We start from the raw sequence: 15,141 nt of genomic DNA, 5'->3' as shown, positions 1-15,141 counted from the left end.
TTATCCGCTGAATACTTGCACCCTCGAAGGAATAAACAACAAGATAAAATTAATCAAGCGGATGGGATATGGCTATAGAGATACCGATTACTTCTTCTTAAAGATAAAAGCGGCTTTCCCCGGAAAGCCACGATGAACCTTTTTTATTGCCAGCAATTGCTTGGCGTATGTTGTCCAATGTTGTTGAGCGTCAGTTCACTATAGGTATTGCTGGCACATTCATCCTTGGTTTGACTCCCCTTCGCCCTTGCCGTAATGGTATAGCTTGTTAACGCTGACGAGACTGAGAGTTCAAACTGCTCTTGGTCTAGGCTACAAAAGTTACACACGCCTCCAGGTAGAACCGCTTGCGCCGCGGAAACATAGCTACCGTGGTAATTCCTTTCGAGTTCTAGCTGTACCTTTGCTAAGTCACTCAATGCGGCTATTCGATGCGCTTTTAGAACATGCTGCTGATAGCTCGGGTAGGCAATACTTGCCAAGACAGCGATAATAGCCACGACTAAGATTAGTTCGATCAGTGTCATTCCCTTTACTTCTTTCTTGCGCAACTTACAGCTGTTTCTTCGAATCATTCCTAACGCTTCCCTTTGATTTCCCGACCATTTTTATTAGCTGATAGCATGGGTTCAAGAAGGAAAAATGCCTCACATGGCTTTACATAGGAAACTGGGAAATGTCTCGCGGGTTTACACTCCTTGAGTTAGTCATCACTTTAACAGTACTGGGCGTTTTGCTCGCAACCGCTGCTCCGAACTTTTCAGCTTTGGTTAGAGAGGCCCAAATCAGCCGCTTTGCTGGCGAGCTGCACAACTATTTGATTCAAGCTAAATCAGAGGCGGTGTGGAGAAACCAAAGTCTTTGGGCACATATCTCTTTGACGACGAACCCAAGCCGTGCCGGGGAGTGGAAGCTCATTTTGACCGACTCAGTGACTCCTAACTCAGGGAATCAACTGCTGATCTTAAGTGGCGACGCTTATCATCATATCGTTCTATTTTCAGGCTATACCTCTGACCAAATTAAGTTCGATGGTACGCGAGGAAAAGTCAAAGACGGTCATCTCAAGTTTTATATAGAGGGGCAAACAAGCAAGGTATTAAGGTTAAAGAGTGCTTACGCGGCAAGTCGAATCGTCATTTGTGGTGAGGGAGGGGCATGGTTTGGCTATCCGAGTTGTTAAGCGCTGCAAGCAAGCGGGAGGCTCATTAATTGAGCTGATGGTTTCTTGCTTGATTGGTGTTATGGCGATTGGCTTAGTTGGCACTATTTATCTTACAGGTCAGAAGCTGGCCATTGATAGGGTGAAAGTGCTGTTACTCACTCAGAACATATCGAGTGTGGTGCAGCAGATTAAAGAGGATGTTCAAAGAGCAGGCTTTGACGGAGTCGATTCCAGTTCGTTGCTTTTATCAGGTGCGCTAAGCAGTGTCCATCTACATCCAAGTTCGGACTTGCTCGGTTATACCTATCGTGTTGCTTCATCAGGCAGTCATGCGTTTCGCAGTGTGGTGTATAAAAGGGAAGTTGCTTTAACTTCTACGCAAGGCGATATGCTCAAGGTGTGTGAAAAGCATTCTCCGCTGCCATTGACTGTCTCAGCGGCAAGCTTATCTGGCAGCGGTGGCTATTGTTTTAATTTGTTCGACCCGAAGCAGATCTCTATCTCCCAATTTGAAGCTGAATCGACGCTTATATCAGGCACTAGCGCGTCTAGTCAGTGGCTCACTTTAGATGTCGCTGGGCATTTGGTGTTGGATCCGAGTATCGAGTATCAAACCCGTATTGAACTGATGCAGAGAAATTGGCAATGAGAGGCGTGCATCAGCGAGGGGTTGTGACCTTGATGGTTGTGTCGATACTGCTAGCTGCGGCATTGATGCTGTCATTGAGCTCTTACAAATCTGTTTTCTATCAAATCAAACGCGCGCAAAATGAACTCAAAGATCGTCAAGCTCACTGGCAAGTTGAGGGTGGAATAGAGTGTCTTTACGCCTATATATCCGCAGAGCCTTCGCAGCTTAATATGCTTTCTTCGGCGGCGAATATCCTACTCGATGATATTTGTAAAACGGATTTGAATCTAACTGAACTCTACAGTTATCCCATCGGTACTGATCGCTATGTGATTCGTGCTAAAAGTGACAGTCACGCGATTACCAAGCAGTTTTTATACGCCGCGAAAACCGGACTGGGTGCGATTCAAACCACGGCCGATCTTAGGATCAGAGGCAGTGCTGAGATTTCGCCCGATGTTCCGAGAAGCAAAAACTCAGCAGGAACGTATGACTGTATTGCGGTGCGGTATAAACACCAAGTGAGTTATCAAACGACCACCTCTTCGGATCAGCTCATAACTCGAGACCCCTCAGCGGGGGCTCCTTACAGCGTTTTTAACGGCGAGTGCGCTAATACACATAAAACTACTAACTCAGTCAGTAGTAATACCTCAGTCGATATCGGTTTGTTTAAACAAGACTACAAACAAGACACTGGCCTTGAGCCATTTAAAAATTACTTTGGTTTGGACAAAACGTTCAGCAACCTTGCAGAGGTGAAAAGTCATTATCAAGTGGTATCGCTAGCAACGGTTGTTGACGGTCACGATTGCGCTGACGTGATTCAAACTCACTCTAATGCGGGAGTGCAAAAACTATGGATCGAGGGGCACTGCATTATTGACTCGCCAGTCATTATTCATGGCGCTTACTCTCTTGTTGTGGAAAACGGCTTGTTCGCTGCGCATGGCTCGATGGTGTTTGAAGGTTCTATCTATCATATGGTGGATATGACATCAAGTGAGTTCTCCCTAGCTAATATCGCGAGTTATTGGAATGACGTCTCCTTCAAAGCGGCAATTCAAAGTTATTTAGGCCCAACAACCGTCTACTTTGATAACGGCGCTTTTAAGCCGAAAGGTGGGATGATGTTTGATGCAGAAGGCGCTGAAGTTGTACTAAACGGCTCATATAGCATTGACTACTCATCTGCAAATAGCTTGAGTAATCCACCTAAGGTACTGACATCGCTTGCCGGGAGTTGGAATGTTGAATAAACAAAATGGCTTCAGCTTATTGGAAATGCTGATCGCGTTTTTATTGATTGGAGTAGCTGCGCTGGGTCTTATAAAAATGCAGTCGTACGTAGAGCAGCGGGCAGACTTTGCTCTCAATAGTCACCAAGCACTTAATTTAGCTGAGCGTAAGTTGGAGTGGTTTCGAACTAGGGGAGCATCGTCTGTGGCTTCTGGTCGCTCTGTCGCAGAGTTCTCATCACTGACAAGTGGTAGCGATACAACCAGCTATGCTCCCTACGCGCTGCGCTGGTCGATATCGGTTCCTAGCATGTCTCTTTCGTCATCATTAAAAAGCATTTCGGTAACGGCAGAGTGGAGCGATCGAGTCGGCGTTACTCAGTCAGTGACGGTGAAATCGATGCTATCTAGTCATAGTGAATTTGATATGTAATTAGATGCATCTTTGTCTGAGTGATTAAGTATCTTTTAAAACGCCATGTTATATATTTAAAATTAGTTGGAATATTGTTTATTTATTGATGATAAATATGTGGATTATTTGTTGCACGTTGATGGCGTTTTTGCAAAATATGTCTCCAAATATGGAAAAAACTATAGAACATTGTGCTTTCTGTAAGCGGATTTAATAGAATGCTTAGTGAAAAATAGACCGACATAATAAATGCACAAAGGTCTACGGCAACAACATCACATATGGAGTTACCATGAGTAACCAAGCAATTAATAAGGCACCATCCGAAAAGCCGAGTGGGATGGATCGCTTCTTAAACTTTATTGAACGAGCAGGTAATAAAATTCCTGATCCTGCAATTTTGTTCTTCTGGGCATTGGTCATTACTTGGGCAGCATCTGCTCTACTTTCAAACATTTCGTTTGATCTTATTAACCCACGTTCGGGTGAAGCGCTTGCAATCAACAACCTTTTGACTGGCGAATCTCTAGCAAGCTTCCTTGCGAACATGGTGACCACATTCACAGGCTTTGCACCACTAGGTATCGTACTTGTTGCGATGTTAGGTGTTGGTGTTTCTGACTCTTCAGGCTTTATTACAACAGGCCTTAAGAAGATGCTTAACTTCACTCCAGCGAAGCTTCTGACTCCAATGCTAATTCTAGTGGCTATCGTGTCACACACAGCTGCTGATGCAGGCTACGTACTGGTTATCCCTCTAGGTGGTATCATCTTCCACGCTGCTGGCCGTCACCCTCTAGCGGGTATTGCTGCTGCGTTTGCGGGTGTATCGGGTGGTTTCTCTGCAAACTTTATCCCGTCAGGTATCGATCCTCTACTAGCGGGCTTCACTCAGACAGCGGCGCAAGTACTTGACCCTGAGTACGTGGTAAACCCACTAGCGAACATTTTCTTCACTGGCCTATCTTCAATCATCATCGTTGCTATCGGTTGGTATGTAACAGAGAAGATCATTGAACCACGCCTAGCGAACACACCAATTGATGAAGATGCAGAGAAAGCACCGGATCTAGGTTCTTTCACTGAGCTTGAGTCTAAAGCGTTCCGTTACGCAGGTTGGGCGATGATGGCAGGTATTGCGGTTCTTATTGCTGCAATCATTCCAGAGAACTCAGCATTGCGTTCTCCTGAAGGTGAAATCACAGCGTTCTCAGCACCGCTAATGAAGTCTATCGTTCCATTGATCTTCATTCTGTTCATCATTCCTGGTTACGTTTACGGCCGAGTGTCTGGCACGTTCAAGACAAGTAACGACATCATCAAAGCGATGGCGGATACTATGTCTACAATGGGCGCTTACATCGTAATGTCGTTCTTCTGTGCACAGTTCCTATCTGCATTCGCGCAGTCAAACATCGGTACCATGCTAGCGCTATATGGTGCAGAAGGTCTGAAAGCGATGAACCTACCAGGTGAAGCAACCATCATTGGTATGATTCTACTAACAGCTTCTGTAAACCTTCTAATCGGCTCTGCATCAGCGAAGTGGGCTCTAATTGGTCCAATCCTAGTTCCAATGTTAATGGCGGTTGGTATCTCTCCTGAGCTATCGCAAGCGGCTTACCGTGTTGGTGACTCAGTATCGAACATCATTTCTCCTCTAATGGTATTCTTCCCACTAGTGGTGGTTTACTGTCAGCGTTACGTGAAGTCGACAGGTATCGGTACTCTAGCGTCACTGATGATGCCATTCTCGATTGCAATGCTAATCGGTTGGTCAATCTTCCTAGTGGCTTACTGGATGCTAGGTATTCCTCTAGGTATCCAAGCACCTTACACATACACAATGTAAATACCGTCATATTTGGCGCTGTAGCGTTGTTAACTGCGCAAGTTCACCGGATCGCCGGCCGCCCTAATCACATAGAGCCTCTATGCTCATAGGGCTGAACTTGCTTGTTGCCTAGCTACAACACCAACTATTTAGGTATTAGGAATTTAAAAGCGCTGGTCGAAAGACTGGCGCTTTCTTTTTTTAGCAGGGAAGCTTAGCTTGCGTGAGTTGCTCTGCGTCCTGCTTTCACTTCCTCGTCCATACGGGTAGAATTTACTACCTCTAGTCGTTTACTCATATAACCGGAGTTTTCTTTGTCAGAATCTCAATTTACCCCTCAAGATGAACTGTTTATGCGCCGCGCGATGGAGCTGGCTGCACATGCTGAAACACAAGGTGAAGTGCCAGTCGGTGCTGTGTTAGTTAAGGATGGTGAAATCATTGCGGAAGGTTGGAATGAGTCAATTAGTCAGCATGACGCGACCGCCCATGCGGAAATGCAGACTATCCGCAAAGCGGGATTAGCACTAGAGAATTATCGATTGCTAGATACCACCCTTTACGTGACGTTAGAGCCTTGCCCTATGTGTGCAGGGGCGCTGTTACATAGCCGAGTAAAACGCATTGTATTTGGTGCGCCAGACTTAAAGGCTGGAGCTGCGGGTACGGTACTTAACTTGTTTGAACACCAAGCGGCGTATCACTACGCGGATGTTGAAAAAGGGCTATTAGAGGATGAATGCCGAGTTCAACTTCAAGCTTTCTTTAAACGTCGTCGTAAAGAGAAGAAGAAAGAACGTAAGGCAACACGTTTTACGCGTATGCATGAAGCAAAGAAAGTGCAGAAAAAAGAAGGGTAGGGATTTCAAGCAAACATCTTATCAGAAGATGTTTGCTCTCAGGATTATGCCTCAGTGATGAGCTGCATAAATGCGCGGTGACGTGCAATCACCTTTTTCTTGTTGTTGCTTAGCATGCGCTTACGGCGGTTTGCGGCAACAGTTTTATTAAGGCGTTTTGACTGCATTTTACGTCTAAGCATAAAACAACCTCCTATCATGGTTAAAAACAAATCACATGCGGAACAGTGCAAAGGTAATTGATATTCCGGCAATACGGGATTTATACCCTGCAATTGTTACTGTTTTAAGAAACTTCGCAAGTGATCTTGGACACGATATTATGTATGGGTTACATCAGAACAATTCAAGTGCGCAATCTTTGTTCAAAAACTGCGCACTTAGTCTAAATGAATCTATTGTTCTTCGTTGAGGGTAGGTTCTGCCGCTGATGCTTCTGATGTCGCTTGGGCACCAGAAACGGCCACATCGGCTACTTGAATCACTTTCAGATCGTCGATACTGACATCGTCATTGTCTGCAGTTTGTTGTTCAACATGACCGATAATGCTCTGGTAGTAACGACGAATGTTTTCAACGTAATTACGCGCTTCATCACCTCGAGCAAAGCCATAGCGGGTTTGGCTGTAGTATTTCTTCTGACGCAGTAGCGGTAGGCGATCTTTAACGTCAGACCACGCATCTGGGTTGCCGCCTTGTTTTTTCGTCAAACGACGGGCATCCATCATGTGACCATAACCGACGTTATAAGAGGCTAAAGCAAACCAAATCTTCTCATGCTCTTCAATTGAGTCAGGAATGCGCGACACCATTCTACGTAAGTACTCAACACCACCACGAACTGACTGCTCTGGATCGAGGCGATCGGTCACCCCAACACTTTTTGCTGTTGGTAGCGTCAGCATCATCATACCGCGAACCCCCGTTGGTGATTTCGCTGTCGGGTTCCAGTGGGATTCTTGATAGCCCAATGCAGCGACTAAGCGCCAGTCAAATTCATCGGAGTACTTTTTAAATAGTGGTGACCATTTAGGAAGTTTTGAGTCGAGCGCACGAATGAAGGCGCGCGTATCCACATAGTCAAAGCTGCCTACGTGACCAATATATTTTTCTTCCAGAGAGGCTAAGTGGCCTGATTGCTTAATGCTGCCAAAGAATTCAATTAGCAAGCCGTATAAGCTCTCATCTTGTGAACGGCTTAAGAACCAAGAAATAGGTTGGTCTTCAGTAAGTTCGAACGCTAACGCAACATCAGGGTAAATACGTTGAGACAGTGACAACTCAACGGAGTCAGCTAGGGTAAAACGCAGTTCACCTTTAGAGACTTTCTTGAGTAGATCATTTACATCAGCATTCGGATCAATGTGGTAAGAAAAGTCAGGGTGCTGCGCTTTAATCGCCGCTAGTGTTTGGTTGAAGTGCGAGTCACTAACGATACTTAACACATCGTTCCCCTCGTTTTCTTCGATGAGTTTCGCTTGTCTATCTAGTAACTGCTCTAGGTTACGTGGACGCCAACTGCCTTTCTTATAGATGACTTGTTGACTGACATAGTAGTAAGCCGGGCCCGGTCGAAATGTTTTTAAACGTTCGGGAGATTGGCTTAATCCAGCCGCGATGATATCGATCTCGCCTTTTTCTAGCGCAGGGTAGAGGCTAGAAATGCGATAGGCCGGTTTCATTTCAAGTTGTACGCCTAGCTCATTAGCAAATTCACGTGCTAATTCATAATCCAGACCGGCAGGGCCATCAGGGCCGATATAGTAAGAGAGTTGGTTGTTCAACGTCCCCACGCGCAATACGCCACGCTCTTTAATTAAATCGAGGTCACTCTTAGGTTCTGATTCGATTTGGCAGCCAGATAGCACCAATGCGCTGGCAAATAATAAACAGAGTGATTTTAGTTGGGTTAGGTAATGCTTCTTCATTCACGGCAATCTCATACATCCAGTAGGGCATTTATATCAAAGTGGTATAACAAGGCAAGACAATCACAGTAACTCTTAGTAATAGAGAACAATAAATAGCGTTTTCTGTCGAAATTCAAAATTGACGAAAAAAATGACGCAAACGGTTGCTTTTGGTGTTACATCACAAAAACAATTGCTATATAATGCGCTCGCAACGAAGAGGTGGAATCGGCATAGGTTTGAAAAACCTTCGGAATAGCTTCGAAGAAAACAGTGAAATGTATAGAACAATTAGATGCTCTAGAAGATTTTAACCCACTGAATTTATTCCAATATCACCTTAATCAATTGCATAAGAGACCTAAGTACATGAGAATTTTTCGTGGCTCCCCAGCTCTATCTGAATTTCGTGTTAACAAGCTTCTAGAGCTTTGTCGTGAACTAGGCCTACCTGTAACAGGTATTTACGCTGAGTTTGCACACTTTGCAGATCTAACGGCAGACCTAGATGCGTCTGAAGTTGAGAAACTAGAAAAACTACTGACTTACGGTCCGACACTTTCTTTTGACGAGAATGGTGAAAAGCACCAGCCAGAAGGTCTGCTTCTACTTGCGACTCCTCGTCCTGGTACTATCTCACCTTGGTCTTCTAAGTCTACCGACATCGCGAATAACTGTGGCCTAGCTAAAGTTGCTCGCCTAGAGCGCGGTACGGCTTACTACATCGAAACATCATCTGAACTTTCTGAGCTTCAACTGGTTGAGCTTAAAGCGATTCTGCATGACCGCATGATGGAAGTGATCTTCACTGACTTCGACTCAGCAGCGGCGCTTTTCCAAGTGGCAGAGCCTGCACCAGTAGCGGATGTTGATCTACTTGCTGGTGGTCGTGCTGCGCTTGAAAAAGCAAACGTTACCCTAGGTCTTGCACTTGCCGATGATGAAATCGAATATCTGTACGATAGCTTCGTAAACAAGCTCGATCGTAACCCAACCGATATTGAACTTATGATGTTTGCTCAGGCGAACTCAGAGCACTGTCGTCACAAGATCTTCAACGCAGACTGGACTATCGACGGCGTTAAGCAAGAGAAGTCGCTGTTCAAAATGATCAAGAACACTTTCGAAACCACACCAGAAAACGTGCTGTCTGCGTATAAAGATAACGCAGCGGTAATGGTGGGTTCTGAAGTTGGTCGTTTCTTCCCGAACCCAGAGACTCGCCAGTACGGTTACAACCAAGAGAAAGCGCACATACTAATGAAGGTGGAAACGCACAACCACCCAACGGCTATCTCTCCTTGGCCGGGCGCTTCGACAGGTTCTGGTGGTGAAATCCGTGACGAAGGCGCGACAGGTATTGGTGGTAAGCCAAAAGCAGGTCTCGTTGGTTTCACAACTTCAAACTTACGTATTCCTGGCTTTGAACAGCCATGGGAAACAGACTTCGGCAAGCCAGGCCGCATTGTTAACGCACTAGATATCATGCTAGAAGGCCCATTAGGTGGCGCGGCGTTTAACAACGAATTTGGTCGTCCAAACCTACTAGGTTACTTCCGTACTTACGAAGAGAAAGTAAACTCTCACGCGGGTGAAGAAGTTCGTGGTTACCACAAGCCAATCATGATTGCTGGTGGTATGGGTAACATCCGTGACGAGCACGTTCAGAAGAAAGAGATCCCAGTGGGTGCAAGCCTAATCGTGCTTGGTGGTCCAGCGATGAACATCGGCCTAGGTGGCGGCGCGGCATCTTCTATGGCATCTGGCCAATCAGCAGAAGATCTAGACTTTGCTTCAGTACAGCGTGAAAACCCAGAGATGGAGCGCCGTTGTCAGGAAGTTATCGACCGTTGTTGGCAGCTAGGCGATGCTAACCCAATCGCATTCATCCATGATGTTGGCGCGGGTGGTATCTCTAACGCACTTCCAGAGCTTGTGGACGATGGCGAGCGTGGTGGTATCTTCCAACTGCGTGACGTACCAAATGACGAACCAGGCATGAGCCCACTTGAGATCTGGTGTAACGAATCACAAGAACGCTACGTAATGGCAGTTGCGCCTGAGAACATGGCAGCATTCGATGCTATCTGTAAGCGTGAGCGTGCACCGTATGCTGTTGTTGGTGTTGCGACTGAAGAGCGTGAACTGAAACTTGAAGATTCACACTTCGACAACACGCCAATCGACATGCCAATGGACATCTTATTAGGTAAGACGCCTAAGATGCACCGTGATGCGAAAACGCTAAAAGCGAACAACCCTGCAATTAACCGTGACGGTATTGAGCTAAATGATGCGGTTGACCGCGTACTGCGTCTACCAACGGTTGCAGAGAAAACATTCCTTATCACCATCGGTGACCGCACGGTTACTGGCCTTGTTGCACGTGACCAAATGGTTGGTCCATGGCAAGTACCAGTAGCGAACTGCGCAGTGACAGCGGCAAGCTACGACACTTACCACGGTGAAGCAATGTCGATGGGTGAGCGTACACCAGTTGCTCTATTAGACTTCGGTGCATCAGCACGCCTTGCGGTGGGTGAGGCCATCACGAACATCGCAGCGACCAACATTGGCGATATCAAACACATTAAACTGTCGGCTAACTGGATGTCTCCAGCAGGTCACCCAGGTGAAGATGCCGGTCTTTATGAAGCGGTGAAAGCAGTCGGTGAAGAGCTATGTCCTGCGCTTGGTCTGACTATCCCTGTGGGTAAAGACTCAATGTCGATGAAGACTAAGTGGGAAGAGAACGGCGAGCAGAAAGAAGTCACGTCGCCACTTTCTCTAGTAATTACTGCGTTTGCTCGCGTTGAAGATGTTCGTAAGACAATCACGCCTCAACTTCGTACTGACAAAGGCGCTTCGAGCTTAGTACTGATTGACCTAGGTAACGGTCAGAACCGTCTAGGTGCTACAGCACTGGCGCAGGTTTACAAGCAGCTTGGTGATAAGCCAGCAGACGTAGACAACGCAGCGCAGCTAAAAGGTTTCTACGAAGGTGTTCAAGCTCTAGTAGCAAAAGACCAAGTTATCGCTTACCACGATAAAGGTGATGGCGGTCTATTGGTTACTCTTGCTGAGATGGCATTTGCCGGTCACTGTGGTGTTAAAGCTAACATCACAGAGCTAGGTGACGATGCACTGGCTGCGCTATTCAACGAAGAGCTAGGTGCCGTTCTACAGGTTAAGAACGATGACCTAGATGCGGTACTTTCTACGCTGGCAGCCAATGGTCTAGAAACGTGTTCACATGTAATCGGCTCAGTTGAAGCGTCTGATGAGTTAGTGATTAAGTCTGGTGAAACAGTAGTTCTAGAGCGCAACCGTACTGAACTGCGTACCATCTGGGCTGAAACAACGCATAAGATGCAATCACTGCGTGATAACACAGCATGTGCAGACCAAGAACATGAAGCGAAGAAAGACAACTCAGACCCAGGTCTGAACGTTAAGCTAAGCTTCGACGTAAACGAAGACATCGCGGCACCTTACATTGCCGGTTCTATGATAAACAAGGGTGCGAAGCCTAAGATGGCAATCCTGCGTGAACAGGGTGTTAACTCTCATGTTGAAATGGCAGCAGCATTTGACCGTGCAGGCTTTGAAGCAACAGATATTCACATGAGCGACATCCTAACGGGTCAAGCGGTACTAGAAGAGTACCAAGGCCTAGTAGCTTGTGGTGGTTTCTCTTACGGTGACGTACTAGGTGCGGGTGAAGGTTGGGCGAAGTCTATCTTGTTCAACGAAGATGCTCGTAACCAGTTTGAAGGCTTCTTTAAGCGTGAAGATACCTTCTCTCTAGGTGTGTGTAATGGCTGTCAGATGCTATCGAACCTGAAAAAGCTAATTCCGGGTGCAGACCTATGGCCACGTTTCGTACGTAACGAATCTGAGCGTTTTGAAGCTCGCTTCAGCCTAGTCGAAGTTCAGAAGTCCGATTCTGTATTCTTCAACGGCATGGAAGGTTCTCGTATGCCAATCGCAGTTTCTCACGGTGAAGGTCGTGTAGAAGTGCGTGATGCTGACCACCTAGCTGCGATTGAAGCGTCAGGTACAGTTGCAGTTCGTTACGTCGATAACCATGGTAACCCAACGCAGCAATACCCGAACAACCCGAACGGTTCACCAAACGCTATCACAGGTCTAACAACGACCGATGGCCGAGTAACTATCATGATGCCGCACCCTGAGCGTGTATTCCGCACAGTGGCGAACTCATGGTCCCCTGAAGGTTGGGGTGAGAACGGCGCTTGGATGCGTATGTTCCAAAACGCACGTAAGAATGTCGGTTAATTGAGAAGACGTTAGTTTTTGCCTAGCAGCATAGTTAAAGCGCAGATCGAAAGGTCTGCGCTTTTTATTTGATAAACATAAGTTAGTCCACCGTCATTCCATAGACCGAAGCATGAGGGAGTAGGGGATCTCAGTTAGTTTTCTACTTGCTTTGAGAGATCCCCAACTCGTTCGACCCTCACTCTTGAGGATGACGTCATTGACCGTGGTCATTCCATAGAGCGAAGCATGAGAGAGTAGGGAATCTCTGTGAGTTTTCTACTTGCTTTGAGAGATCCCCAACTCGTTCGTTCTTACTCTTGAGGATGACACTGTAAATAATTAGCGCCTCAACTAAAGAAACTATTGGTAAACGGCGCATTTTTGCGCTCTAATACCGCGCTTGCCAAGGGATGGCTATATCCCTCAATAATCCCTTAGGAAATGAATATGTCGAACAACAAAAAATTTGCCATTCGTGTTACAGAAAAACGTAACGGTTGGTGTGCAGAGATCACACGCCAAGTGACTTCACGTAAAACGTCAGTATCTAAGCGTGAAACAGGCTTTGAAACTGAAGCTCAAGCTCAAGAGTGGGCTGAAAAAGAGCTTGCGGGCTTTGTTCAGAATCAAGCAGTTCGTAACGAACGTAAAGGCGAAGCACGTAAGGTTCGCGTTGAACGTGAAGAGCGTCTAGCGCAAGAAGCTGCAGAAAAGAAAGCGCGCCGTATTGAAGAAGCGAAACTTGCTGCAGCAGCACAAGCTGAATTTGATGATGAAGACGATTTCTTCGACGAAGAATAATCGCGATTCATTGCAAATAAAAAACCGCCTAATAGGGCGGTTTTTTTGCATCTAGTATTTGGTGGGGGGGGGGTAACGAAACTGACCCGCATCTGGCAAAAAGTCAAAACCAGCAGTGGCGAGCTTTGCTTCTAAGGCGCTTTTATCGATATCGAAGTAAGCAACAAGTTTGTCCAAGTCACCGCCAAAATCATCACGTAGCTTCATGTTGACGATACTCATCAACATAATCGGATCCATGCTTTCAAAGTTCGCCAGATTCATTACTTATCCTCGAAGTCGGAAATAAGTAGGTTTGCAGCAGCAAAGGCGGCTTTATCACGCGCTTCTTTCGGTAGAGACTCATCCGCCGCAATATCATTCAACGCTCTTACTGCGCATGAAATTGCTTGTGGGACATACGCTTGGTCACCACTGCCGATTTGAGCGTACAGCTCACGAACCAGTTCACAACAGCCATATACTTGCATAGCTTCAACTCCAATAAATGATAACTGCTCTCAAATATACACACTCAGTTTAGTAAACTCAAAGCTTAAGCTTGTTCTAGCTCAAGCCTTGTCGAGTAGTGCTTGAGAATTATACAGAGAAATTAATTTTGCAGTTGTTGCTCTAGTTGATAGGTCACTTCTCCGTCTAAACGAAGCTGTTTTGCTAGCTCTTGTAAGTAGGCTTTTTCCATAAAGTTTTGTTCGTCGATAACAATGAGCGAGGCTAAGTAAACCTCTGATGCTTGTTGAGGTGAGCGGGCTAGTCTAGCGACTTCAGCAGGGTCGAGTGGTTTATTTAATTCCTCATGCACCAGTTGCTGTAGCGCGTTGTCTGCGACAGATTGTTCAAGCGTCGACTCAATGTGCGCCATCTCTTGCTGGTCCACATGGCCATCTGCTTTGGCTGCAGCAATCATCGCTTTTAGAATCAGTTCACTGTGGTAATCGTCTTGAGCATTGAAGCTTTCCGTTGTGCCAGTGGAGGTTTGCTTACTTTGATAGTCGTTATAGACCTTATAAGCCAGTGCACCAAGCACAGCTACACCGCCGACTTTGAGCGTGTTTTTACCTAGCTTCTTACCGAGTTTTTTGCTCTTCTTAGAGCCCATGAGTAGGCTCACTAAGCCACCTCCAACAGCGCCAGCCCCAAGGGACTTTAAGCTGCTAGAGCTCGAACTGTTTTTCATTTTAGCTTGCCCTTGTTGGACAATATCTGACTTGAGTGCTTGATTAAGTAGGCTTTTAAGATCCATAGATTACCTCCATCATTTTTTGACAGCTTAATGGGGTAAAGATGAATAGGGGATTAATAATGGCACAAAACAAAAAAGGCGAGCTGTGAGCTCGCCTTTTAAATCGTGCTAGTGAGAATGTTATTCTTCAGCGTAACCGTGCATACCAAGAAGGTCACCATCAAGGTAAGCTTCTTTTTCATCTTTCATCACTAAACGTTCTTCAACTAACCACTTAACCACCATAGGGTAGATTTTGTGCTCTTGAGTTTGAACGCGTTCAGTTAGAGTATCGACCGTATCTTCGTCGAAAATGGGCACTTTAGCCTGCAAAATAACAGGACCACCATCAAGCTGCTCAGTCACAAAGTGAACGCTAGTACCATGCTCCTCATCACCTGCGTGGATAGCACGTTGGTAAGTATTAAGACCTGGGTACTTAGGTAGCAGAGAAGGGTGAATATTGATCATGCGGCCCATGTAGTGGCGAACGAATTCACCACTTAGAATACGCATGTAACCAGCAAGTACGATGACGTCTGGCTTATATTCATCGATCTGCTTCATCAATTCATGGTCAAAAGCATCACGGGTATCGAAGGCTTTAGGGTCAAGGAAGTGTGCCGCAGCACCGGCTTTCTCAGCGCGCTCTAAAGCATAGACATTGGCTTTGTTGGAAAATACTGCAGTCACACGACCACCAGTAATGTCCTTGTCACATGCATCAATGATTGCCTGCAGGTTAGAACCGTTTCCCGACACTAAAACGACGATACTTTTCATG

The 15,141-nt window shown here is 46.1% G+C and carries 16 protein-coding genes; 9 read left to right on the top strand and 7 right to left on the bottom strand.

What is annotated here, in order from left to right; translation table 11 throughout:
* Positions 1–136 (top strand): transposase (locus tag ELS82_RS09550; protein ID WP_167489284.1); only part of this gene is annotated, 136 nt, incomplete at its 5' end.
* Between the two features lie 7 nt (positions 137–143).
* Here ELS82_RS09550 and ELS82_RS09545 read toward each other — a convergent pair.
* Positions 144–575 carry a type IV pilin protein gene (locus ELS82_RS09545; protein ID WP_134835282.1) on the bottom strand — a complete coding sequence of 144 codons (432 nt, stop codon included), beginning with the start codon at positions 573–575 and terminating at the stop codon, positions 144–146.
* 101 nt (positions 576–676) lie between these two features.
* On the opposite strand from ELS82_RS09545, the gene ELS82_RS09540 reads away from it, so the two are divergent.
* The 6 genes from ELS82_RS09540 to tadA all read left to right on the top strand — a co-directional run bounded on the left by ELS82_RS09540 (position 677) and on the right by tadA (position 6,143).
* Complete coding sequence (locus tag ELS82_RS09540; protein ID WP_134835281.1) at positions 677–1,183, top strand: GspH/FimT family pseudopilin; 507 nt, start codon at positions 677–679, stop codon at positions 1,181–1,183.
* Positions 1,164–1,814, top strand: coding sequence for a PilW family protein (locus ELS82_RS09535; protein WP_134835280.1), 651 nt, complete (start codon positions 1,164–1,166; stop codon positions 1,812–1,814). Before ELS82_RS09540 ends, ELS82_RS09535 begins: the two co-directional genes overlap by 20 nt.
* Positions 1,811–3,055: a hypothetical protein gene (locus tag ELS82_RS09530; RefSeq protein ID WP_134835279.1), complete on the top strand. Its 1,245-nt coding sequence runs from the start codon at positions 1,811–1,813 to the stop codon at positions 3,053–3,055. The genes ELS82_RS09535 and ELS82_RS09530 overlap by 4 nt, the downstream gene beginning before the upstream one ends.
* The gene (locus tag ELS82_RS09525; protein WP_134835278.1) at positions 3,045–3,467 is read left to right on the top strand and encodes a type IV pilus modification PilV family protein; all 423 of its coding nucleotides are present in this window, start codon (positions 3,045–3,047) and stop codon (positions 3,465–3,467) included. The genes ELS82_RS09530 and ELS82_RS09525 overlap by 11 nt, the downstream gene beginning before the upstream one ends.
* A 274-nt stretch (positions 3,468–3,741) precedes the next feature.
* Complete coding sequence (locus tag ELS82_RS09520; RefSeq protein WP_134835277.1) at positions 3,742–5,301, top strand: AbgT family transporter; 1,560 nt, start codon at positions 3,742–3,744, stop codon at positions 5,299–5,301.
* A gap of 296 nt (positions 5,302–5,597) precedes the next feature.
* The gene (tadA, locus tag ELS82_RS09515; RefSeq protein ID WP_134835276.1) at positions 5,598–6,143 is read left to right on the top strand and encodes a tRNA adenosine(34) deaminase TadA; all 546 of its coding nucleotides are present in this window, start codon (positions 5,598–5,600) and stop codon (positions 6,141–6,143) included.
* Between the two features lie 44 nt (positions 6,144–6,187).
* On the opposite strand, the gene ELS82_RS26295 is transcribed toward tadA, so the two are convergent.
* Positions 6,188–6,325, bottom strand: a complete 138-nt coding sequence (locus ELS82_RS26295; protein WP_167489281.1) for a hypothetical protein — start codon at positions 6,323–6,325, stop codon at positions 6,188–6,190.
* Positions 6,326–6,538: 213 nt separating this feature from the next.
* A complete protein-coding gene (gene mltF, locus ELS82_RS09510; protein ID WP_134835275.1) occupies positions 6,539–8,071 on the bottom strand; it encodes a membrane-bound lytic murein transglycosylase MltF in 1,533 nt (510 codons plus the stop codon).
* Between the two features lie 351 nt (positions 8,072–8,422).
* Between mltF and purL the strand changes: the two genes are divergently transcribed.
* On the top strand, positions 8,423–12,352 hold the full coding sequence (purL, locus tag ELS82_RS09505) for a phosphoribosylformylglycinamidine synthase (protein WP_134835274.1): 3,930 nt from the start codon (positions 8,423–8,425) through the stop codon (positions 12,350–12,352).
* Positions 12,353–12,781: 429 nt separating this feature from the next.
* The gene (locus ELS82_RS09500) at positions 12,782–13,135 is read left to right on the top strand and encodes a DUF3622 domain-containing protein (RefSeq protein WP_134835273.1); all 354 of its coding nucleotides are present in this window, start codon (positions 12,782–12,784) and stop codon (positions 13,133–13,135) included.
* 51 nt (positions 13,136–13,186) lie between these two features.
* On the opposite strand, the gene ELS82_RS09495 is transcribed toward ELS82_RS09500, so the two are convergent.
* The 4 genes from ELS82_RS09495 to purN form a co-directional block, all read right to left on the bottom strand.
* Positions 13,187–13,399 carry a DUF4250 domain-containing protein gene (locus tag ELS82_RS09495; RefSeq protein WP_134835272.1) on the bottom strand — a complete coding sequence of 71 codons (213 nt, stop codon included), beginning with the start codon at positions 13,397–13,399 and terminating at the stop codon, positions 13,187–13,189.
* On the bottom strand, positions 13,399–13,605 hold the full coding sequence (locus ELS82_RS09490) for a YaeP family protein (RefSeq protein ID WP_053440555.1): 207 nt from the start codon (positions 13,603–13,605) through the stop codon (positions 13,399–13,401). The genes ELS82_RS09495 and ELS82_RS09490 overlap by 1 nt, the downstream gene beginning before the upstream one ends.
* Positions 13,606–13,727: 122 nt before the next feature.
* On the bottom strand, positions 13,728–14,378 hold the full coding sequence (locus ELS82_RS09485; protein WP_134835271.1) for a tellurite resistance TerB family protein: 651 nt from the start codon (positions 14,376–14,378) through the stop codon (positions 13,728–13,730).
* 120 nt (positions 14,379–14,498) lie between these two features.
* The gene (gene purN, locus ELS82_RS09480; RefSeq protein ID WP_134835270.1) at positions 14,499–15,140 is read right to left on the bottom strand and encodes a phosphoribosylglycinamide formyltransferase; all 642 of its coding nucleotides are present in this window, start codon (positions 15,138–15,140) and stop codon (positions 14,499–14,501) included.
* Position 15,141: the final 1 nt, after the last annotated feature.

The organism is Vibrio ouci (assembly GCF_004551525.1).
Classification (GTDB): domain Bacteria; phylum Pseudomonadota; class Gammaproteobacteria; order Enterobacterales; family Vibrionaceae; genus Vibrio; species Vibrio ouci.
Note: the sequence above shows the minus strand (reverse complement) of the source record. Positions and strands in the feature narration are given on the sequence as shown.

What these genes read in the sequence shown, in the direction of transcription:
- mltF (WP_134835275.1), bottom strand. Translation starts at nt 8,071, where the DNA reads ATGAAGAAGCATTACCTAACCCAACTAAAATCACTCTGTTTATTATTT.
- ELS82_RS09485 (WP_134835271.1), bottom strand. Translation starts at nt 14,378, where the DNA reads ATGGATCTTAAAAGCCTACTTAATCAAGCACTCAAGTCAGATATTGTC.
- ELS82_RS09500 (WP_134835273.1), top strand. Translation starts at nt 12,782, where the DNA reads ATGTCGAACAACAAAAAATTTGCCATTCGTGTTACAGAAAAACGTAAC.
- ELS82_RS09490 (WP_053440555.1), bottom strand. Translation starts at nt 13,605, where the DNA reads ATGCAAGTATATGGCTGTTGTGAACTGGTTCGTGAGCTGTACGCTCAA.
- ELS82_RS09545 (WP_134835282.1), bottom strand. Translation starts at nt 575, where the DNA reads ATGATTCGAAGAAACAGCTGTAAGTTGCGCAAGAAAGAAGTAAAGGGA.
- ELS82_RS09540 (WP_134835281.1), top strand. Translation starts at nt 677, where the DNA reads ATGTCTCGCGGGTTTACACTCCTTGAGTTAGTCATCACTTTAACAGTA.
- purN (WP_134835270.1), bottom strand. Translation starts at nt 15,140, where the DNA reads ATGAAAAGTATCGTCGTTTTAGTGTCGGGAAACGGTTCTAACCTGCAG.
- purL (WP_134835274.1), top strand. Translation starts at nt 8,423, where the DNA reads ATGAGAATTTTTCGTGGCTCCCCAGCTCTATCTGAATTTCGTGTTAAC.
- ELS82_RS09495 (WP_134835272.1), bottom strand. Translation starts at nt 13,399, where the DNA reads ATGAATCTGGCGAACTTTGAAAGCATGGATCCGATTATGTTGATGAGT.
- ELS82_RS26295 (WP_167489281.1), bottom strand. Translation starts at nt 6,325, where the DNA reads ATGCTTAGACGTAAAATGCAGTCAAAACGCCTTAATAAAACTGTTGCC.
- ELS82_RS09525 (WP_134835278.1), top strand. Translation starts at nt 3,045, where the DNA reads ATGTTGAATAAACAAAATGGCTTCAGCTTATTGGAAATGCTGATCGCG.
- ELS82_RS09530 (WP_134835279.1), top strand. Translation starts at nt 1,811, where the DNA reads ATGAGAGGCGTGCATCAGCGAGGGGTTGTGACCTTGATGGTTGTGTCG.
- ELS82_RS09520 (WP_134835277.1), top strand. Translation starts at nt 3,742, where the DNA reads ATGAGTAACCAAGCAATTAATAAGGCACCATCCGAAAAGCCGAGTGGG.